The organism is Mesorhizobium sp. M7D.F.Ca.US.005.01.1.1 (assembly GCF_003952545.1).
GTDB classification, from domain to species: Bacteria; Pseudomonadota; Alphaproteobacteria; order Rhizobiales; family Rhizobiaceae; genus Mesorhizobium; species Mesorhizobium loti.
On sequence record NZ_CP034453.1, the window covers coordinates 4,478,529 to 4,497,185 of the forward strand.

At 61.8% G+C, this 18,657-nt stretch carries 23 protein-coding genes; 5 read left to right on the top strand and 18 right to left on the bottom strand.

All coding sequences use genetic code 11. The features are described from left to right. Nucleotides 1-12: 12 nt before the first annotated feature. The 16 genes from rplN to rpsL form a co-directional block, all read right to left on the bottom strand. Complete coding sequence (gene rplN, locus EJ076_RS21520; protein ID WP_006205457.1) at nucleotides 13-381, bottom strand: 50S ribosomal protein L14; 369 nt, start codon at nucleotides 379-381, stop codon at nucleotides 13-15. Between the two features lie 71 nt (nucleotides 382-452). Continuing rightward, a complete protein-coding gene (gene rpsQ / locus EJ076_RS21525) occupies nucleotides 453-692 on the bottom strand; it encodes a 30S ribosomal protein S17 (protein ID WP_010909280.1) in 240 nt (79 codons plus the stop codon). An 11-nt stretch (nucleotides 693-703) separates the two neighbouring features. Next, on the bottom strand, nucleotides 704-904 hold the full coding sequence (rpmC, locus tag EJ076_RS21530) for a 50S ribosomal protein L29 (RefSeq protein WP_006205459.1): 201 nt from the start codon (nucleotides 902-904) through the stop codon (nucleotides 704-706). A 12-nt stretch (nucleotides 905-916) separates the two neighbouring features. Next, nucleotides 917-1,330 (bottom strand): 50S ribosomal protein L16, encoded by a 414-nt coding sequence (gene rplP / locus EJ076_RS21535; protein ID WP_013531427.1) that lies wholly within the window; start codon nucleotides 1,328-1,330, stop codon nucleotides 917-919. A gap of 27 nt (nucleotides 1,331-1,357) precedes the next feature. Further along, nucleotides 1,358-2,083, bottom strand: a complete 726-nt coding sequence (gene rpsC, locus EJ076_RS21540; protein ID WP_013531426.1) for a 30S ribosomal protein S3 — start codon at nucleotides 2,081-2,083, stop codon at nucleotides 1,358-1,360. Next, nucleotides 2,083-2,472 (bottom strand): 50S ribosomal protein L22, encoded by a 390-nt coding sequence (rplV, locus tag EJ076_RS21545; RefSeq protein ID WP_006205462.1) that lies wholly within the window; start codon nucleotides 2,470-2,472, stop codon nucleotides 2,083-2,085. Before rplV ends, rpsC begins: the two co-directional genes overlap by 1 nt. Nucleotides 2,473-2,474: 2 nt before the next feature. Then, a complete protein-coding gene (gene rpsS, locus EJ076_RS21550; RefSeq protein WP_006205463.1) occupies nucleotides 2,475-2,753 on the bottom strand; it encodes a 30S ribosomal protein S19 in 279 nt (92 codons plus the stop codon). Between the two features lie 16 nt (nucleotides 2,754-2,769). Beyond that, on the bottom strand, nucleotides 2,770-3,603 hold the full coding sequence (gene rplB / locus EJ076_RS21555) for a 50S ribosomal protein L2 (RefSeq protein WP_024505067.1): 834 nt from the start codon (nucleotides 3,601-3,603) through the stop codon (nucleotides 2,770-2,772). A 22-nt stretch (nucleotides 3,604-3,625) separates the two neighbouring features. Further along, a complete protein-coding gene (locus EJ076_RS21560; RefSeq protein WP_023757976.1) occupies nucleotides 3,626-3,919 on the bottom strand; it encodes a 50S ribosomal protein L23 in 294 nt (97 codons plus the stop codon). Continuing rightward, entirely contained in the window at nucleotides 3,916-4,536 is a 621-nt protein-coding gene (gene rplD, locus EJ076_RS21565) for a 50S ribosomal protein L4 (protein ID WP_056588603.1), read from the bottom strand. Before rplD ends, EJ076_RS21560 begins: the two co-directional genes overlap by 4 nt. Next, a complete protein-coding gene (rplC, locus tag EJ076_RS21570) occupies nucleotides 4,536-5,264 on the bottom strand; it encodes a 50S ribosomal protein L3 (protein ID WP_013531422.1) in 729 nt (242 codons plus the stop codon). The genes rplD and rplC overlap by 1 nt, the downstream gene beginning before the upstream one ends. A 61-nt stretch (nucleotides 5,265-5,325) precedes the next feature. Next, nucleotides 5,326-5,634, bottom strand: coding sequence for a 30S ribosomal protein S10 (gene rpsJ, locus EJ076_RS21575; RefSeq protein ID WP_010909272.1), 309 nt, complete (start codon nucleotides 5,632-5,634; stop codon nucleotides 5,326-5,328). Nucleotides 5,635-5,703: 69 nt separating this feature from the next. Then, complete coding sequence (gene tuf / locus EJ076_RS21580) at nucleotides 5,704-6,879, bottom strand: elongation factor Tu (protein ID WP_126069210.1); 1,176 nt, start codon at nucleotides 6,877-6,879, stop codon at nucleotides 5,704-5,706. 98 nt (nucleotides 6,880-6,977) lie between these two features. After that, on the bottom strand, nucleotides 6,978-9,068 hold the full coding sequence (gene fusA, locus EJ076_RS21585) for an elongation factor G (RefSeq protein ID WP_126069211.1): 2,091 nt from the start codon (nucleotides 9,066-9,068) through the stop codon (nucleotides 6,978-6,980). Between the two features lie 29 nt (nucleotides 9,069-9,097). Continuing rightward, complete coding sequence (gene rpsG, locus EJ076_RS21590) at nucleotides 9,098-9,568, bottom strand: 30S ribosomal protein S7 (RefSeq protein WP_008875664.1); 471 nt, start codon at nucleotides 9,566-9,568, stop codon at nucleotides 9,098-9,100. A gap of 60 nt (nucleotides 9,569-9,628) precedes the next feature. Beyond that, nucleotides 9,629-10,000: a 30S ribosomal protein S12 gene (gene rpsL, locus EJ076_RS21595; RefSeq protein ID WP_006333356.1), complete on the bottom strand. Its 372-nt coding sequence runs from the start codon at nucleotides 9,998-10,000 to the stop codon at nucleotides 9,629-9,631. A gap of 477 nt (nucleotides 10,001-10,477) precedes the next feature. Between rpsL and EJ076_RS21600 the strand changes: the two genes are divergently transcribed. The 3 genes from EJ076_RS21600 (at nucleotide 10,478) to EJ076_RS21610 (ending at nucleotide 12,904) form a co-directional block, all read left to right on the top strand. Further along, nucleotides 10,478-10,759 (top strand): transcriptional regulator, encoded by a 282-nt coding sequence (locus tag EJ076_RS21600; protein ID WP_013531420.1) that lies wholly within the window; start codon nucleotides 10,478-10,480, stop codon nucleotides 10,757-10,759. 16 nt (nucleotides 10,760-10,775) lie between these two features. Beyond that, nucleotides 10,776-11,888, top strand: a complete 1,113-nt coding sequence (locus tag EJ076_RS21605) for a PLP-dependent cysteine synthase family protein (RefSeq protein WP_126069212.1) — start codon at nucleotides 10,776-10,778, stop codon at nucleotides 11,886-11,888. 89 nt (nucleotides 11,889-11,977) lie between these two features. Then, entirely contained in the window at nucleotides 11,978-12,904 is a 927-nt protein-coding gene (locus EJ076_RS21610; protein ID WP_126069213.1) for a Gfo/Idh/MocA family oxidoreductase, read from the top strand. 106 nt (nucleotides 12,905-13,010) lie between these two features. On the opposite strand, the gene EJ076_RS21615 is transcribed toward EJ076_RS21610, so the two are convergent. Beyond that, on the bottom strand, nucleotides 13,011-13,619 hold the full coding sequence (locus EJ076_RS21615) for a hypothetical protein (RefSeq protein WP_245462851.1): 609 nt from the start codon (nucleotides 13,617-13,619) through the stop codon (nucleotides 13,011-13,013). On the opposite strand from EJ076_RS21615, the gene EJ076_RS21620 reads away from it, so the two are divergent. Together EJ076_RS21620 and EJ076_RS21625 are read left to right on the top strand one after the other, a co-directional pair. Beyond that, nucleotides 13,618-14,085 (top strand): DUF2975 domain-containing protein, encoded by a 468-nt coding sequence (locus EJ076_RS21620; RefSeq protein ID WP_245462852.1) that lies wholly within the window; start codon nucleotides 13,618-13,620, stop codon nucleotides 14,083-14,085. The two genes, EJ076_RS21615 and EJ076_RS21620, sit on opposite strands and share 2 nt — an antisense overlap. A 16-nt stretch (nucleotides 14,086-14,101) precedes the next feature. Further along, complete coding sequence (locus EJ076_RS21625) at nucleotides 14,102-14,314, top strand: helix-turn-helix transcriptional regulator (RefSeq protein ID WP_109672639.1); 213 nt, start codon at nucleotides 14,102-14,104, stop codon at nucleotides 14,312-14,314. A 108-nt stretch (nucleotides 14,315-14,422) separates the two neighbouring features. On the opposite strand, the gene rpoC is transcribed toward EJ076_RS21625, so the two are convergent. Beyond that, entirely contained in the window at nucleotides 14,423-18,619 is a 4,197-nt protein-coding gene (gene rpoC / locus EJ076_RS21630) for a DNA-directed RNA polymerase subunit beta' (protein ID WP_024505639.1), read from the bottom strand. Between the last annotated feature and the right edge of the window lie 38 nt (nucleotides 18,620-18,657).

Below are 18,657 nucleotides of genomic sequence, written 5' to 3' on the forward strand. Positions count from 1 at the left end.
TGGTCCGGCTCCTTACAGCACTTCAGGCGCGAGCGAGATGATCTTCATGTGGTTCTTGGCGCGGAGTTCGCGCGGAACCGGTCCGAAGATACGCGTGCCGATCGGCTCTTTCTTGTTGTCGACGAGAACGGCCGCGTTCTTGTCGAAACGGATCACGCTGCCGTCCGGGCGGCGGATGTCCTTGGCCGTGCGAACCACGACCGCCTTCATCACATCGCCCTTCTTTACGCGGCCGCGCGGAATGGCTTCCTTGATCGACACCACGATGATGTCGCCCACAGAAGCGTATTTCCGCTTCGAGCCGCCCAGCACCTTGATGCACATGACACGACGGGCGCCGGAATTATCCGCGACGTCGAGGTTTGTTTGCATCTGAATCATGACTGGCCGCCTTCTTCTTTTCTAACGGGATGGGCTCAAAGCCCCTCCCCGGTCTGTCCAAAATTCGTTGTTTACGCCTGGTCCGAAGACACGACGATCCAGCGCTTATCCTTGGAAATCGGCTTCGATTCCTGGATGAACACCTGATCGCCTACCTTGTGGGCGTTGTTCTCGTCGTGCGCCTTGTACTTCTTGGTCATGCGCACGGTCTTCTTCATCACGGGATGCGTGAAGCGCCGTTCGACCTTGACGACAACCGTCTTCTCGTTCTTGTCGCTGACGACGGTGCCCTGCAGAATGCGCTTTGGCATGGTTTTCGTCCTTAAGCCTTCTTAGCCGCGGACTTTTCCGCAGCGATGGTCTTGATACGCGCAATGTCCTTACGGACCTGTCTCACGCGCGCGGTCTTCTCGAGCTGGCCGGTGGCCTTCTGGAAGCGCAGATTGAACTGCTCCTTCTTCAGGCTGGCCAGGTCGTCGGTCAGCTGGTCCTGGGTCTTGGTCCGGATGTCTTCGGCTTTCATATCAGCCCGTCCTTATTCTGCGATGCGCTGCACGAAGCGCGTCTTGACCGAGAGCTTGGCCGCGCCGAGACGCAGTGCCTCACGGGCGGTTTCTTCATTGACGCCGTCGATCTCGAACATGATGCGGCCCGGCTTGACGCGCGCCGCCCAATAATCGACCGCGCCCTTGCCCTTACCCATGCGGACTTCGGTCGGCTTCGAAGTGACCGGCACGTCCGGGAAAATACGGATCCAGACGCGACCAGCGCGCTTCATTTCACGAGTGATCGCGCGGCGGGCCGCCTCAATCTCACGTGCGGTGACGCGGTTCGGCTCAAGCGCCTTCAGCCCGAAACCACCGAAATCCAGGTTGGTGCCGCCCTTTGCGGTGCCATGGATACGGCCCTTGAACTGCTTGCGGAACTTTGTGCGCTTTGGCTGCAGCATCGTTCTAACTCCAAATTCCTAAATGTCTCAGGCGTTTTCGCGACGACGACCGCGTTCGCGATCACCACCACCGCCATGCGCTGCATCGCTTTCGCTGGCCCGACGCTCCGAAGCCATCGGGTCATGCTCAAGGATCTCGCCCTTGAACACCCAGACCTTGACGCCGCAGATGCCGTAAGCGGTGTGCGCTTCGGCCGTGCCGTAGTCGACGTCCGCACGCAGCGTATGCAGCGGCACGCGGCCTTCGCGATACCATTCCATGCGCGCGATCTCGGCGCCGCCGAGACGGCCGGCGCAGTTGATGCGGATGCCTTCGGCACCGAGGCGCATCGCCGACTGAACGGCACGCTTCATGGCGCGGCGGAACGCAATACGACGCTCGAGCTGCTGGGCAATCGACTGAGCGACCAGGGTCGCGTCGATTTCCGGCTTACGCACTTCAACGATGTTGAGGTGCGTCTCGGACTTCGTCATCTCCATCAGCTTCTTGCGAAGCTTCTCGATGTCGGCGCCCTTCTTGCCGATGATCAGACCTGGGCGCGCGGCGTGAATGGTGACGCGGCACTTCTTGTGCGGACGCTCGATCACGACCTTCGAGATGGCAGCCTGCTTGAGCTCCTTCTCGAGATACTTGCGGATCTTGATGTCCTCATGCAGCAGCTTGCCGTACTCGCCGGTGTTCGCGAACCAGCGCGAATCCCAGGTGCGGTTGATGCCGAGGCGAAGACCGATCGGATTGACTTTCTGGCCCATTATGCGGCCTCCCCTTTTTCTTCGACTTCACGAACGACGATCGTGAGGTGCGAGAACGGCTTCTCGATACGGCTGGCGCGACCACGGCCACGGGCATGGAACCGCTTCATGACGATCGACTTGCCGACATAGGCTTCCGCCACGATCAGTGCATCGACATCCAGGTCGTGGTTGTTTTCCGCGTTGGCGATTGCCGATTCCAGCGTCTTCTTGACCGTGCCGGAAATCCGCTTGGCCGAGAATTCGAGATCGGAAAGCGCTGTCGCGACCTTCTTGCCGCGGATCAGCGCGGCAACGAGGTTCAGCTTCTGCGGGCTGATACGGATCGTGCGCAATACGGCGCGCGCTTCGTTATCAGCAAGCCTGCGCGGAGCTTTGGCCTTGCCCATGATTATTTCCTCTTCGCCTTCTTATCCGCGCCGTGACCGTAATAGGTCCGGGTCGGAGCGAATTCACCGAACTTGTGACCGACCATGTCCTCGTTCACCGAGACGGGAACATGCTTCTGGCCGTTGTAGACACCGAAGGTGAAGCCGACGAACTGCGGCAGGATGGTGGAGCGACGGCTCCACATCTTGATCACCTCATTGCGACCACCTTCACGAACCTTGTCCACCTTCTTGAGAAGGTAGCCGTCAATGAAGGGGCCTTTCCAAATCGAACGAGTCACTTGGCGTTACCTCTTCTTAGCTCTTGCGCTGATGGCGCGAGCGCAGGATGAACTTGTCGGTCGCCTTGTTGGACCGCGTCTTCTTGCCCTTGGTCGGCTTGCCCCAGGGCGAAACCGGATGGCGGCCACCCGAGGTGCGGCCTTCGCCGCCGCCGTGCGGATGGTCGACCGGGTTCATGGTCACGCCGCGATTGTGCGGGCGCTTGCCACGCCAAACCGTGCGACCGGCCTTGCCGTCATTGATGTTGCCGTGGTCCGGATTGGACACGGCGCCGACAGTGGCCATGCAGGAGCCGTGAACGACACGCTGCTCGCCCGAATTGAGGCGCAGGATCGCCATGCCCTGGTCACGACCGACCAGCTGACCGTAACCACCTGCCGAACGGGCGACCTGAGCGCCCTTGCCCGGCTTCAGCTCGATGTTGTGGACGATGGTGCCGACCGGCATCGAAGCCAGCGGCATCGCATTGCCCGGCTTCACGTCGACCGATTCACCGGACACGATCTTGTCGCCGGGAGCCAGACGCTGCGGAGCGATGATGTAGGACAGCTCGCCATCGTCGTACTTGATCAGCGCGATGAAGGCAGTGCGGTTCGGATCGTATTCAATGCGCTCGACCGTGCCGACGACGTCGAACTTGCGGCGCTTGAAGTCGATGATGCGGTACGAACGCTTGTGACCACCGCCGATGAAGCGGGCGGTGATGCGGCCGTGGTTGTTGCGGCCGCCCGACTTGGTCAGGCCTTCGGTCAGACCCTTGACGGGCTTGCCCTTGTAGAGGCCCGAGCGGTCGACGATGACCAGCTGACGGGTGCTGGGCGTTACCGGGTTGAATTTTTTCAGTGCCATGTTTCTGTCCTCGCGGCCTTGCTCAGAGACCCGTCGCGACGTCGATCGACTGGCCATCGGCCAGCGTCACAATCGCCTTCTTGACGTCGCTCTGGCGGCCAACCGTGCCACGGAAGCGCTTGATCTTGCCCTTGCGGACAAGCGTGTTCACGGCCATCACCTTGACGCCGAACAGCGCTTCGACGGCGGCCTTGATTTCCGGCTTCGACGCCTTCTTGGCGACGTTGAAGACGACCTGGTTCTGCTCGGAGGCCATGGTCGACTTTTCGGTGATCGCCGGCGAGACGATCACGTCGTAGTGACGAAGGTCGGTCATTTAAAGCGCTCCTCGAGAGCCTCGACGGCGGCCTTCGAAAGGACCAGCGTGCCGCGGCGCAGAATGTCGTAGACGTTGATGCCCTGAATGGGCAGCACGTCGATGTTGGGGATGTTCGTCGCCGCCAGCTTGAAGTTCTTGTCAAGCTCGGCGCCGCCGATCAGCAAAGCGTTGGTCAGGCCCAGCGTCGCGAAATTCGCGATCAGCGCCTTCGTCTTGGCCTCGGTCAGCTTCAGCTCGTCGATGATGATGATCGACGCGCTCTTGGCCTTGGCCGAGAGAGCATGCTTGAGGCCGAGCGCACGAACCTTCTTCGGCAGTTCGTGCTCGTGGCTGCGAACGACCGGGCCGTGGGCCTTGCCGCCGCCGCGGAACTGCGGAGCGCGTGCCGAATGGTGACGGGCGCGGCCCGTACCCTTCTGCTTGTACATCTTGGCACCGGTGCGCGCGATCTCGGCGCGGCCCTTGGCCTTGTGCGTGCCCTGCTGCTTCTTGGCAAGCTGCCAGCGCACGACGCGCTGCAGGATGTCTTCGCGCGGATCAAGGCCGAAAATCTCGTCGGAGAGTTCCACCTTGCCGGCGTCCTTGCCGCCCAGCGTTGTGATCTTGAGATCCATTATTCCGCTCCCTCTGTGGCCGGAGCCTCGTTCTTGGCGCCACTTTCGGCAGCGACGGCGCGGATCGCGGCAGGCTTCGGCGCATTGGCCGGCAGCGCCACCTTGGCCGCATCGCGGACCAGGATCCAGGCGCCCTTCGATCCGGGAACCGCACCGCGGATCAGGATCAGGCCGCGGTCGGCGTCGGTCGATACGATCTCGACATTCTGCGTGGTGACGCGGGTGTCGCCCATGTGGCCAGCCATATGCTTGCCCTTGAACACCTTACCCGGGTCCTGGCGCTGACCGGTCGAACCGTGCGTACGGTGCGAAACCGAGTTACCGTGCGTTGCACGGCCACCGCCCATGTGGTGGCGCTTGATGACGCCCTGAAAACCCTTGCCGATCGTCGTGCCCGTCACATCGACCTTCTGGCCGGCGACGAAATGTTCGACGGTGATCTCGGCGCCGACATCGATCATGTTGTCGGCGGAGACGCGGAACTCGGCGACCTTCGCCTTCGGCTCGACGGAAGCGGTCGCGAAATGGCCGCGCATCGCCTTCGACGTGTTCTTCACCTTGGCAAGGCCAACGCCGAGCTGAACGGCGGTGTAGCCATTCTTCTCTTGCGTGCGCTGGGCCACGACCTGGCAGTTCTCCATCAGGAGAACGGTGACGGGAACATGTTCCCCGGCATCGTTGTAGATGCGGGTCATTCCCACCTTCTTTGCAATCACACCTGAACGCATCGGTTCAATTCCTTTAGAGTTCCGGGCCAGGGGCACCGCCCCTTACCGCGCTCTCATTCCCTTAGAGCTTGATCTCGACGTCGACGCCGGCGGCCAGATCGAGCTTCATCAAAGCATCGACCGTCTGCGGGGTCGGATCGACGATGTCGAGCAGACGCTTGTGCGTGCGCATCTCGAACTGCTCGCGGCTCTTCTTGTCGACGTGAGGCGACCGGTTGACCGTGAACTTTTCGATCCGCGTCGGCAGCGGAATGGGGCCGCGGACGTTTGCGCCGGTACGCTTGGCCGTCGACACGATTTCCTTCGTCGAGGCGTCGAGCACGCGGTGGTCAAACGCCTTCAGGCGGATGCGGATATTCTGTCCGTTCATGCGTCACTTCCTTGTTCTGGCGCGGCGCGGGCAACTCCCGCGCCCGCGACAGATCGGTTTAAGTCCAAATTACTCTTTGATGGTGACGACGATGCCGGCACCGACGGTGCGGCCGCCTTCACGGATGGCGAAGCGCAGCTTCTCTTCCATGGCGATCGGCACGATCAGCTCGACATCGACCGTGATGTTGTCGCCCGGCATCACCATCTCGGTGCCTTCCGGCAGCGACACGATGCCGGTCACGTCGGTCGTGCGGAAGTAGAACTGCGGACGGTAGTTGGTGAAGAACGGCGTGTGACGGCCACCTTCGTCCTTGGTCAGGATGTAGGCTTCGGCCACGAACTTCTTGTGCGGCTTCACCGTGCCGGGCTTGGCCAGAACCTGGCCGCGCTCGACACCTTCACGGTCAACGCCGCGCAGCAGCGCGCCGATGTTGTCGCCGGCCTGGCCCTGATCGAGCAGCTTGCGGAACATCTCGACGCCGGTGCAGGTCGTCTTGGTCGTCGGACGGATGCCGATGATCTCGAGTTCCTCGCCAACCTTGACAATGCCACGCTCGACGCGGCCGGTCACCACCGTGCCGCGGCCCGAGATCGAGAACACGTCTTCGATCGGCATCAGGAACGGCTTGTCGAGCGGACGAACCGGCGTCGGGATGTAGGCATCGACCGCAGCCATCAGCTCGCGGATCGCGTCTTCGCCGATCTTCTTGTCCGAATCTTCCAAAGCAGCCAGAGCCGAACCCTTGACGATCGGAATGTCGTCGCCGGGGAACTCGTTCTTGGTCAGAAGCTCGCGAACCTCGAGCTCGACCAGTTCGAGCAGCTCCGCGTCGTCGACCTGGTCGACCTTGTTCAGGAACACCACGATCGACGGCACGCCGACCTGACGGGCAAGCAGGATGTGCTCGCGGGTCTGCGGCATCGGGCCGTCGGCAGCCGACACGACCAGGATCGCGCCGTCCATCTGCGCGGCACCGGTGATCATGTTCTTCACATAGTCGGCGTGGCCGGGGCAGTCGACGTGAGCGTAGTGGCGGTTGGCCGTCTCGTATTCGACGTGCGCCGTCGAGATCGTGATGCCGCGCGCCTTTTCTTCAGGGGCAGCGTCGATCTGGTCATAGCGCTTGTATTCGCCAAAATACTTGGTGATCGCCGCCGTCAGCGACGTCTTGCCATGGTCGACGTGGCCAATCGTGCCGATGTTCACGTGAGGCTTGTTACGCTCGAATTTACCTTTGGCCATAATCGTTCTCCGTCTATTCTACCCGCTTGGGGGAAATTGTTATTCGCTCTTCAGATCCGGCGCCGCGCAAAGGACGCGACCCGGTGGCTAAAGAACCCTTACGCGTATTTCTTCTGGACTTCCTGGGCCACCGCAGTAGGGACCGGCTCGTAGTGATCGAACTGCATCGTGTAGGCCGCACGGCCCTGGCTCATCGAGCGCAAATTGTCGACATACTTGAACATGTTGGCGAGCGGCACCATCGCGTTGATGACCACTGCAACGCCACGCGCTTCCTGACCCTGTATCTGGCCACGACGACCGTTCAGATCGCCGATGACGCTGCCGACGTAGTCTTCCGGCGTCACGACTTCGACCTTCATGATCGGCTCGAGCAGCTGCACGCCAAGCTTGGGTGCGGCTTCACGGAAGCAGGCGCGGCCGGCGATTTCGAAGGCCAGAACGCTGGAGTCAACATCGTGGTAGGCGCCATCGATCAGCGTCGCCTTGACGCCGATCATCGGGAAGCCAGCGAACGGACCCGAGGTCATGACGCTGTTGATACCCTTTTCGACACCCGGGATGTATTCCTTCGGCACGGCACCGCCGACGATCTTGGTATCGAACTCGAACTCGCTGCTGTCCGGGTTCGGCTCGAAGACGATCTTGACGCGAGCGAACTGACCGGTACCGCCGGTCTGCTTCTTGTGCGTGTAATCCTGCTCGTGCCTGCGGGTGATCGTCTCGCGATAAGCCACCTGCGGCGCGCCGACATTGGCCTCGACCTTGAACTCGCGACGCATGCGGTCGACGATGATGTCGAGGTGAAGTTCGCCCATGCCGGAAATGATGGTCTGGCCGCTTTCCTCATCGGTCTTGACGCGGAAGGACGGATCCTCAGCGGCCAGGCGGTGAAGGGCGAGGCCCATCTTTTCCTGGTCGTTCTTGGTCTTCGGCTCGATGGCGATCTGGATGACCGGATCGGGGAATTCCATGCGCTCGAGGATGACCGGATGCAGCGGATCACTGAGCGTGTCGCCGGTGGTCGTGTCCTTGAGACCGGCAAGAGCAACGATGTCGCCGGCAAAAGCCTCTTCGACGTCGGCGCGCGAGTTCGCATGCATCTGCAGCATGCGGCCGATGCGCTCTTTCTTGCCCTTCACGGTGTTGTCGACCGAGATGCCCTTGGTGAGCTTGCCCGAATAGATGCGGGCAAAGGTCAGCGAACCGACGAACGGGTCGTTCATGATCTTGAAGGCGAGCATCGACAGCGGCTCGTTGTCGTCGGCATGACGCTCGATCTCGGCGTCGGTCTTGGCATCGACGCCCTTGATGGCGGGAACATCGGCCGGCGACGGCAGATATTCGACGACGGCGTCGAGCAGCGGCTGCACGCCCTTGTTCTTGAAGGCCGAGCCACAGAACATCGGATAGAACTTCACCGCGATGGTGCCCTTGCGGATCAGCGCGCGGATCTCGTCATTCGATGGCATCTTGCCTTCGAGGTAATTCTCAAGCGCCGTCTCGTCCATTTCGACGGCGGCCTCGATCATCTTCTCGCGGTATTCTTCGGCACGAGCCTTGAGGTCTTCCGGGATCTCGACGATGTCCCAGGCAGCGCCCAGCGTCTCGTCGCGCCAGACCAGCGCGTTCATTTCGACGAGGTCGACAACGCCCTTGAACTCGGTCTCGGCGCCGATCGGCAGCTGCATGACGACGGCATGTGCACCTAGGCGCGAACCGATCATCTCGACCGAGCGGTAGAAGTCGGCGCCGATCTTGTCCATCTTGTTGCAGAAGATCATGCGCGGAACGCGATACTTGTCGGCCTGGCGCCAGACGGTCTCCGTCTGCGGCTCGACGCCGGCATTGGCATCGAGCAGCGCGATGGCGCCGTCGAGAACGCGCAGCGAACGCTCGACTTCGATGGTGAAGTCGACGTGGCCGGGGGTGTCGATGATGTTGAAGCGGTACATCTTGCCGCTGCGACCCTTCCAGAAGGTCGTGGTCGCGGCGGACGTGATGGTGATGCCGCGCTCCTGCTCCTGCTCCATCCAATCCATGGTGGCAGCGCCGTCGTGGACTTCGCCGATCTTGTGCGACTTGCCCGTGTAATAGAGGACGCGCTCGGTGGTCGTCGTCTTGCCGGCGTCAATATGCGCCATGATACCGAAATTGCGGTAGTCTTCGATTTTGTATTCGCGGGCCATCGTAGCTGCCTCTCAGTCTCGTTCGCGCTTTACCAGCGGTAGTGCGCGAAAGCGCGGTTGGCTTCAGCCATCTTGTGGGTGTCTTCACGCTTCTTGACGGCCGTGCCGCGGTTGTTGGCCGCGTCCATCAGCTCGCCAGAGAGGCGGTCGACCATCGTGGTCTCGTTGCGGTTGCGGGCCGCTGCGATCAGCCAGCGAATGGCCAATGCCTGGCGGCGCTCGGGGCGCACGTCGACCGGAACCTGGTAGGTGGCGCCGCCGACACGACGCGAACGCACTTCCACATGCGGCGCAACATTGTCGAGCGCCTGATGGAAGACGGTGACCGGCTCCTGCTTGGTCTTCGACTGAACCTGGTCGAGCGCGCCGTAGACGATGGTCTCGGCGACCGACTTCTTACCGTCATACATGACGGCGTTCATGAACTTGGTGACGATCAGATCGCCGAACTTCGGGTCCGGATTGATCTCACGCTTTTCTGCACTGTGACGACGCGACATGGCTTTTGTCTCTCAATCTCATAGCCCGACGCACTCAAGGAGCGCCAAGGCCGGAAAATCTTACTTCGGACGCTTGGCGCCGTACTTCGAACGGCGCTGCTTGCGGTTCTTCACACCCTGCGTGTCGAGCACGCCGCGGATGATGTGGTAGCGAACGCCCGGAAGATCCTTGACGCGGCCGCCGCGGATCATCACCACGGAGTGTTCCTGAAGGTTGTGGCCTTCGCCGGGGATGTACCCGATCACTTCAAAACCATTGGTCAGGCGGATCTTGGCCACCTTGCGCAGCGCCGAGTTCGGCTTCTTCGGCGTCGTTGTATAGACGCGCGTGCAGACGCCCCGCTTCTGCGGGTTCTGCTGCATGGCCGGGACCTTGTTGCGCTTCACCGGCGCAATGCGCGGCTTGCGGATCAGCTGGTTGACGGTAGGCATTAAACCCTCTTGTCTCTCAATTCCGTGTCTCGCCCGGTCAGGGCCGCTCAAAGCGTCATTTCCATACGCAAATTCGGGCCACAAACCGCGCCTCGCGGTCTTGCCCGAACAAATGGCAGAGGAAGCGGAAGCCGCTTCGTGCACGCCGGAAATGTCTTTTCGCTCGTAAAACGAACCCTGTTTGAGGCAAACTCCAAAGCGTGTCGCTTCGGAAGGGAGAGCCTCACATCGGTTCTGACTGGCCGGCTTCTACTAGCAAGCCCACGAACCGTCAAGCCCGGAGCAGCAAATATTGCGCGCCGGCCAGAGCTTGGCAGCCATGTGAAAAACGCATGTAATTTTCTTTCGCAATTTTGCAAGAGCGAGGAAGAAAGTGACCAGGTTTGCGCTGTTGCGCGGCCCCTCTTCATGCGAAAAGGCCGCATGAGCAGTCAAAATCCCCTCGCCCGCCCACACATTGCCAAGAGGAATCGACCCGTGAACGACAATGAAGAGCGCCCGGTCACCATCATCACCGGTCGGGTGTGGAAGAAAAAGGGCGGCAAACCGGAAGGCGTGCATGTGATGCTGGTCGCGCCCGACGACGATTCGGCAGTGCGCCGGGCACTCGAATCGCTTGCCGCGGAAGGTTACGCCGAGGCCGAACTCGACCAGATCGGCGACATGGACGGCATACCCGACGAAGAGCCGCATATCTCCGCCTTCCAGGGCGCGCTCGAAGGCGAAGTGTCGATCGTTACCTTCGACGTGCCGATCTGAAACCAGGGCGCCGATCATGGCAGGATCAAAAGCTGTTGGACCTGCATCCCGGGACTGGGCCGACCGGGCGGTCGCCGCGATCGAAGCCGACCAGCACCGCTCGGCCGATACGCACCTCTGGAAGCTGGATCTGCCGGCACTGGCTGGCATCGACTTCTACCTCAAGGACGAATCCACCCATCCAACCGGCAGCCTGAAGCATCGGCTGGCGCGTTCGCTGTTTCTCTATGCGCTGTGCAACGGCCTCATCCGTGAAGGCTCGCCGGTGATCGAAGCGTCATCGGGCTCGACGGCGGTGTCGGAAGCCTATTTCGCCCGCATGATCGGTGTGCCGTTCTATGCCGTGATGCCGCGATCGACCTCGCGCGAAAAGATTACCGCGATCGAGCACTATGGCGGCAAGTGCCATTTCATCGACGACGGCCGACGCATCTATGCCGAGTCGGCGGAACTGGCGGCGCGGCTAGGCGGTCATTTCATGGACCAGTTCACCCATGCCGAACGCGCTACCGACTGGCGCGGCAACAACAACATCGCCGATTCCATCTTCGGGCAGATGCGCGAAGAGCAGCATCCGATCCCGACCTGGATCGTCATGAGCGCCGGCACCGGCGGTACCACCGCCACGATCGGCCGCTATCTGCGCTACAAGCGGCATGCAACGCGGCTTTCGGTCGCCGACGTCGAGCGTTCGGCCTTCTTCGACAGCTTTGCCACGCATGACCGTGACTGTCGCTGCGAGCAGCCGTCGCGCATCGAGGGCATCGGCCGGCCGCGCGTCGAACCATCCTTCGTGCCCGGCGTCATCGATCACATGCTGCGGGTGCCGGACGCGGTGTCGCTGGCGGCGATGCGGGTGCTGTCGCGCCAACTCGGCCGCCGTGTCGGCGGGTCGACCGGCACCAACTTCGTCGCCATGTGCTTTCTGGCGGCGCGCATGGTTGAGGAAGGCAAAGCCGGCTCGCTGGTGACGCTGATCTGCGATTCCGGCGACCGCTATGCCAACACCTATTATTCCGACGACTGGCTGGGCGCGACCGGCCTCGACCCCTCACCGTTCGAAGCAGCCATCGAGGCCTTTCTGGCCGGCGAAAGGCTGGCGCTGCAGTTCGAGGAAAGCTGGGGCTGACCTTTCGGCGTCAGCTTGCTGGCTCCGGCTTGCCCGGGGCAAGTGTTCTGATAAGAAACGCTCTTCATCACTCAACAGACGGAGCGGCCGTGTCCCAGCCCATCAAGATTGGCATCGTCGGCGTCGGCAAGATCGTCCGCGACCAGCACCTGCCGGCCCTGGCGAAAGACCCGAACTATCGCCTCACCGCGGCTGCCAGTCGGCATGGCAAGGTGGAAAACATCCCGAACTTCCCCACGATCGAAGCCATCCTCGACGCCGTGCCCGAGCTCGAGGCCGTATCGCTCTGCATGCCGCCGCAGTTCCGCTACGATGCGGCGCGGACGGCGCTGATGGCGAAGAGGCATGTCTTCCTGGAGAAGCCGCCAGGCGCCACTGTCAGCGAGGTCGAAGACCTCAAGGCATTAGCCGCGCAGAACGGCGTCTCGCTGTTCGCCAGCTGGCACTCGCGCTATGCGCCGGCGGTCGAAGCCGCGCGTGCCTTCCTGAACTCGACCAAGATCAGATCGGCCGCCATCAACTGGAAGGAAGACGTGCGCCGCTGGCATCCGAACCAGGAGTGGATCTGGGCTCCCGGCGGTTTTGGCGTCTTCGATCCCGGCATCAACGCGCTGTCGATTGCCACCCATATCCTGCCGCCGATGTTCATCACTTCGGCGGTTCTGGATTTCCCTGAAAACCGCGCCTCCCCGGTTGCCGCGCGCGTCGCCTTCCGCACCTCGAATGGCTTGCCGGTGACGATGGACCTCGACTGGCTGCAGACAGGCCCGCAAAGCTGGGACATCCTGGCCGACACCGACAAGGGCGCAATGGTGCTGTCGGGCGGCGGCACCAAGCTCGCCATCGACGGCAAGGTGGTTCACGACGAGCCGGAGGCCGAGTACCCGATGCTCTACCGGCGCTTTGCCGAAATCGTCCGCGCCGGCGTTTCCGATGTCGATCTGGCTCCACTCCAGCACGTCGCCGACGCCTTCATGCTCGGCAAGCGCAATGTGGTCGAGGCTTTCTTCGACTGAATTCTGATACCGGAACCGCACTCGCTGACAGCTCGCGGGGGTCGCAGGCCGGGAATGGTCGCGCGACCGGATTGTCGCGCGACTGGGATCCAGCGGATCGCTTGAATCAAATCTTGGTCCTGCAACCGGCACGCCTGACCATGTCGGCTATGATCAATGGCGTGGCCGGTGTCTGGGACCAGTCGCCCTGACGGGGCGCGCCCGCTTCAAGGGCGGCGCGCACCGCGCCCGTATCCAGGCTGAAAGAACTCTTGCAGGAAACGGGGCCACCCTTGCCGATCGTGTCGACGATCACGCCGGCGGCTTCGCCGACGCCGGCGACATAGGCAACGAGCGTTTGCCTAGCGATCGGGCTCGTACCGGCCTTGTCGAGCATCTCCATCACCTGCCCCACCGATATCCGACCTGTCGCGGTCGATGGAAGGGCGACGGCAGCAAAAGGCGTCATGAACGCCGTCACAACAACAATGGCGGCCACGGCAATCTCGCGTTTGAACGAAGGCATAGGTTTCTCCTGTGAGGTGGAATTGACAAGAATCATCATTGTGCATAAATTAATTATTTTAAAACGATAATTTCTTTCGATGGAGCGATGTTGCCAATGATTGAACCTGTCATCACGGCTGCCGCCGCCGATCCTGACCGCCAGGCCAGATTGGAAACGCATCCGCCTTTTCAGCCTGGTGCTGGCGAGATGTTTTGTCGTCCTCGCCATGCTGTTGACCGTTGGTCTGCTGTTCTACTGGCTCAGCGTCTCCGCCGGTTCGATCGCGGCCGATGCGCAGATCCCACAGGAATGGCTGAGCGAGCTTGGCCTCGGTCGAAGACTGATCGGGTTCGCGATCTCGTTCGTGCCGCTTGCCTGCCTCGTCTTCGCGCTCATGGCCGCCAGACGCTGCTTCGGCGCTTTCGCGTCCGGAAACTTCTTCGGTCAGGGCGCCATCAGCAATTTGCGATACTTTGGCCTCGGCCTGCTGGCATCCGCCTTGCTGAAACCGGTTTCGGCGGCGGCATTGTCCGTTCTCTTGAGCTGGGACGCGCCTGCCGGCCAGCACCGGCTGACGCTCGGTCTCGACAGCGACACGATGCTGGCCTTGCTGGCAGCTTGCATCGTCGCGGTGATCACCTGGGTCATGGCCGAGGCATCGGCACTCGCCGAAGAAAACGCGCAGTTCATCTGATGATGAGGATCAGCTCATGCCCATAAGGGTCAGGCTCAATGTCGTCCTCGCCGAACGAAACGTGAAGTCAAAGGACCTAGCCGAATATGTCGGCATCACCGAGGCCAATCTTTCCCTTTTGAAGCAGGGAAAGGTCAAGGGTATCCGGTTCGATACGCTGGAGCGCATCTGCGACTACCTCGACTGCCAGCCGGGCGATCTGCTTCGCTTCGAGAGGCTGTCCGAATAGCACAAAGAAATAGGCCGCCGGGTTGCCCCGACGGCCTTGTTGCCTGAGATTCCTGGAGCGGTTCATCGAAACGACGAACCGCTCTATTTTTTGTTTTGGCCGCCGCGCTTACTGCGCGGCGGTTGTCATGTCGGCCAGCATCGGCTCGGCGACTTCCACACCGGAGGCCTTGCGGCGCTCGTCGATGATCAGCTCGTCGCGCGAGGTGGCGATGCGCCGAATCTGGCTCATCGTGCCGCCGGTGCCGGCCGGGATCAGCCGGCCGACGATGACGTTTTCCTTCAAGCCCTGCAGCATGTCGGTCTTGCCGGCAACGGCAGCTTCCGTCAGCACTCGGGTCGTCTCCTGGAAGGAGGCGGCCGAGATGAAGGACGGCGTCTGCAGCGATGCCTTGGTGATGCCGAGCAGAACCGGCAGGCCTTCGGCCGGCTTCTTGCCGTCCTCGACCAGACGCTCGTTGACCTCTTCCAGTTCGATCACGTCGACATGATCGCCCGGGATGTAGGTCGAGTCGCCCTGCACCGTGATCTCGACCTTCTGCAGCATCTGGCGAACGATCACCTCGATGTGCTTGTCGTTGATCGACACGCCCTGCAGACGGTAGACCTCCTGGATCTCGTTGACGAGGTAGGAAGCAAGTGCCTCCACGCCCTTGATCGCCAGGATGTCGTGCGGCGCCGGATTGCCGTCGAGGATGTAGTCGCCCTTCTCGATGACGTCGCCGTCCTGGAGATGGAACGGCTTGCCCTTCGGGATCAGGTATTCGACCGGCTCAAGCGTCGAGTCATGCGGCTCGATGATGATGCGACGCTTGTTCTTGTAGTCGCGGCCGAAGCGGATCGTGCCGTCGATCTCGGCGATGATGGCGTGATCCTTCGGACGACGTGCCTCGAACAGTTCGGCAACACGCGGCAGACCGCCGGTGATGTCCTTGGTCTTGGCGCTTTCCATCGGAATACGCGCCAGCACGTCGCCGGGACGAACCTGCGAGCCCGGCTCGACCGAAAGAATGGCTTCGACCGAGAGCAGGAAGCGGGCGTCGCCACCCTTCGACAGCTTGCCGACCTTGCCCTTGGCGTCCTGGATCGCAATCGCAGGCTTCAGGTCGTTGCCGCGTGGCGTCGAGCGCCAGTCGATGACCTCACGCTTGGTGATGCCGGTCGATTCGTCGGCCGTTTCCTGAACGGAAATGCCGTCGACCAGATCCTCGTACGACACCCTGCCCTCGATTTCGGTGAGGACCGGACGGGTGTAGGGATCCCACTCGGCGATACGCTGGCCGCGCTTCACCTTGTCACCATCGTCCACGAAGATGCGCGAACCATAGGTGAGGCGGTGCGAGGCGCGCTCCTTGCCGGCTTCGTCGAGGATCAGCACCGCCATGTTGCGGCCCATGACCATCTGCTGGCCGTCGGAGTTGCGCACCACGTTGCGGTTGCGGATCTCGACCTTGCCCTCATACGAGGCTTCAAGGAACGAGCTGTCCACCACCTGCGCGGTACCGCCCATGTGGAAGGTACGCATGGTGAGCTGCGTACCCGGCTCGCCGATCGACTGCGCCGCGATGACGCCGACAGCTTCACCCTGGTTGACGGGGGTGCCGCGGGCAAGATCGCGACCGTAGCAGACCGCGCAGACGCCAACCCTGACTTCGCAAGTCAGTGCCGAGCGGATGCGGACCGACTGGACGCCGGCCTTTTCGATCTGTTCCACGTCACGCTCGTCCATCAGCGTTCCGGCCTTGACCAGAATCTCGCCCGACACCGGATGGGTGATGTCGTCGAGCGACGTACGGCCCAGCACGCGCTGGCCAACCGATGCGACGACCTGACCGGCATCGACGATCGGCTGCATGGTGAGGCCCTTGTCGGTGCCGCAGTCGACGGAGTTGACGATGCAATCCTGCGCCACGTCGACCAGACGACGGGTGAGGTAACCCGAGTTCGCCGTCTTCAAGGCGGTGTCGGCCAGACCCTTGCGGGCGCCGTGGGTCGAGTTGAAGTACTCGAGCACGGTCAGGCCTTCCTTGAAGTTCGAGATGATCGGCGTCTCGATGATTTCACCCGACGGCTTGGCCATAAGGCCGCGCATGCCGGCGAGCTGGCGCATCTGGGTGGGCGAGCCACGCGCACCGGAGTGCGACATCATGTAGATCGAGTTCATCGGCTTCTGACGGCCATTGTCCTCGAACTCGACCGCCTTGATGCGGGCCATCATTTCGTCGGCGACCTTTTCCGAGCACTTGGCCCAGGCGTCGACGACCTTGTTGTACTTCTCGCCCTGCGTGATCAGGCCGTCATTGTACTGCTGCTCGTATTCCTTGGCCAAAGCCTCGGTGTCGGAGACCAGCTTGATCTTGGCGTCCGGGATCAGCATGTCGTCCTTGCCGAACGAAATGCCGGCGCGGCAGGCATGGCTGAAGCCGAGTGCCATGATGCGGTCGCAGAAAATGACCGTCTCCTTCTGACCGCAGTGGCGGTAGACGGTGTCGATCATCTTGGAGATGTTCTTCTTGGTCATCTCCTGGTTGGCGGTCTCGTAAGGCACGTTGACGTTCTTCGGCAGAAGCTCGCCGATGATCATGCGGCCAGGGGTGGTGTCATGGATCTTCGACACGACCTTGCCTTCGGCGTCGACCGTACGGAAACGACCCTTGATCTTCGAGTGCAGCGTCACCGCCTTGGTCTCGAGCGCGTGCTGGAGTTCGCCCATGTCGGCAAACACCATGCCTTCGCCCGGCTCGTTCTGGTTGACGATCGAGAGATAATAGAGACCAAGAACCATGTCCTGCGACGGCACGATGATCGGCGCGCCGGAAGCCGGGTGCAGGATGTTGTTGGTCGACATCATCAGCACGCGGGCTTCAAGCTGCGCTTCCAGCGACAGCGGCACGTGAACAGCCATCTGGTCGCCGTCGAAGTCGGCGTTGAAGGCCGTGCAGACCAGCGGGTGCAGCTGGATCGCCTTGCCTTCGATCAGGATCGGCTCGAACGCCTGGATGCCGAGACGGTGCAGCGTCGGCGCACGGTTCAGCAGCACCGGATGCTCACGGATGACCTCGTCGAGGATATCCCAGACTTCCGGACGCTCCTTCTCGACCAGCTTCTTCGCCTGTTTGACGGTCGAGGAGTAACCCTTGGCGTCGAGACGGGCGTAGATGAAGGGCTTGAACAGTTCGAGCGCCATCTTCTTAGGCAGGCCGCACTGGTGCAGCTTGAGCTCCGGACCGGTCACGATGACCGAGCGGCCGGAATAGTCGACGCGCTTGCCGAGCAGGTTCTGACGGAACCGGCCCTGCTTGCCCTTGAGCATGTCGGACAGCGACTTCAGCGGGCGCTTGTTGGCGCCGGTGATGACGCGGCCGCGACGGCCGTTGTCGAACAGCGCATCGACGGCTTCCTGCAGCATGCGCTTTTCATTGCGCACGATGATGCCAGGAGCGCGCAGCTCGATCAGCCGCTTCAGACGGTTGTTGCGGTTGATGACGCGACGATAGAGGTCGTTCAGATCCGACGTGGCGAAGCGTCCACCATCCAGAGGAACCAGCGGACGCAGGTCCGGCGGGATCACCGGAACCACCTTCATGATCATCCATTCCGGACGGTTGCCGGATTCCATGAAGTTCTCGACGACCTTGAGCCGCTTCAGATACTTCTTCTGCTTCAGCTCGGAGGTGGTCGAAGCCAGCTCCGAACGCAGGTCGCCGGCGATCTTCTCCAGGTCCATGCCGGCCAGGAGGTCATGAATGGCCTCGGCGCCGATCATGGCGGTGAACGAGTCCTCGCCATACTCGTCGACGGCGATCATGTACTCTTCCTCGCTGAGCAGCTGGTGCTCCTTCAGCGCGGTGAGGCCGGGTTCGGTGACGATGTAGTTCTCGAAGTAGAGGACGCGCTCGATGTCCTTCAGGGTCATGTCGAGCAGCGTGCCGATGCGCGACGGCAGCGACTTCAGGAACCAGATATGGGCGACGGGCGCGGCCAGTTCGATATGGCCCATGCGCTCGCGGCGAACGCGCGACAGCGTGACTTCGACGCCGCACTTCTCGCAGATGACGCCCTTGTACTTCATGCGCTTGTACTTGCCGCACAGGCACTCATAGTCCTTGATCGGGCCAAAAATGCGCGCGCAGAACAGACCGTCACGCTCCGGCTTGAAGGTGCGGTAGTTGATGGTCTCCGGCTTCTTGATCTCGCCGAAAGACCAGGACAGAATCTTCTCAGGGCTGGCAAGCGATATCCGGATGGAATCGAACACCTGCGCAGGCGCCTGCGGATTGAAGAGATTCATGACCTCTTGGTTCATGCCGTTCTCCTTTTCGGGGTCCTCGAAAACCCCTTGCA

What these genes read in the sequence shown, in the direction of transcription:
- rplN (WP_006205457.1), bottom strand. Translation starts at nt 381, where the DNA reads ATGATTCAGATGCAAACAAACCTCGACGTCGCGGATAATTCCGGCGCC.
- rpsQ (WP_010909280.1), bottom strand. Translation starts at nt 692, where the DNA reads ATGCCAAAGCGCATTCTGCAGGGCACCGTCGTCAGCGACAAGAACGAG.
- rpmC (WP_006205459.1), bottom strand. Translation starts at nt 904, where the DNA reads ATGAAAGCCGAAGACATCCGGACCAAGACCCAGGACCAGCTGACCGAC.
- rplP (WP_013531427.1), bottom strand. Translation starts at nt 1,330, where the DNA reads ATGCTGCAGCCAAAGCGCACAAAGTTCCGCAAGCAGTTCAAGGGCCGT.
- rpsC (WP_013531426.1), bottom strand. Translation starts at nt 2,083, where the DNA reads ATGGGCCAGAAAGTCAATCCGATCGGTCTTCGCCTCGGCATCAACCGC.
- rplV (WP_006205462.1), bottom strand. Translation starts at nt 2,472, where the DNA reads ATGGGCAAGGCCAAAGCTCCGCGCAGGCTTGCTGATAACGAAGCGCGC.
- rplB (WP_024505067.1), bottom strand. Translation starts at nt 3,603, where the DNA reads ATGGCACTGAAAAAATTCAACCCGGTAACGCCCAGCACCCGTCAGCTG.
- EJ076_RS21560 (WP_023757976.1), bottom strand. Translation starts at nt 3,919, where the DNA reads ATGACCGACCTTCGTCACTACGACGTGATCGTCTCGCCGGCGATCACC.
- rplD (WP_056588603.1), bottom strand. Translation starts at nt 4,536, where the DNA reads ATGGATCTCAAGATCACAACGCTGGGCGGCAAGGACGCCGGCAAGGTG.
- rplC (WP_013531422.1), bottom strand. Translation starts at nt 5,264, where the DNA reads ATGCGTTCAGGTGTGATTGCAAAGAAGGTGGGAATGACCCGCATCTAC.
- rpsJ (WP_010909272.1), bottom strand. Translation starts at nt 5,634, where the DNA reads ATGAACGGACAGAATATCCGCATCCGCCTGAAGGCGTTTGACCACCGC.
- tuf (WP_126069210.1), bottom strand. Translation starts at nt 6,879, where the DNA reads ATGGCCAAAGGTAAATTCGAGCGTAACAAGCCTCACGTGAACATCGGC.
- fusA (WP_126069211.1), bottom strand. Translation starts at nt 9,068, where the DNA reads ATGGCCCGCGAATACAAAATCGAAGACTACCGCAATTTCGGTATCATG.
- rpsG (WP_008875664.1), bottom strand. Translation starts at nt 9,568, where the DNA reads ATGTCGCGTCGTCACAGTGCAGAAAAGCGTGAGATCAATCCGGACCCG.
- rpsL (WP_006333356.1), bottom strand. Translation starts at nt 10,000, where the DNA reads ATGCCTACCGTCAACCAGCTGATCCGCAAGCCGCGCATTGCGCCGGTG.
- EJ076_RS21605 (WP_126069212.1), top strand. Translation starts at nt 10,776, where the DNA reads ATGGCAGGATCAAAAGCTGTTGGACCTGCATCCCGGGACTGGGCCGAC.
- EJ076_RS21620 (WP_245462852.1), top strand. Translation starts at nt 13,618, where the DNA reads ATGCTGTTGACCGTTGGTCTGCTGTTCTACTGGCTCAGCGTCTCCGCC.
- EJ076_RS21615 (WP_245462851.1), bottom strand. Translation starts at nt 13,619, where the DNA reads ATGGCGAGGACGACAAAACATCTCGCCAGCACCAGGCTGAAAAGGCGG.
- EJ076_RS21625 (WP_109672639.1), top strand. Translation starts at nt 14,102, where the DNA reads ATGCCCATAAGGGTCAGGCTCAATGTCGTCCTCGCCGAACGAAACGTG.
- rpoC (WP_024505639.1), bottom strand. Translation starts at nt 18,619, where the DNA reads ATGAACCAAGAGGTCATGAATCTCTTCAATCCGCAGGCGCCTGCGCAG.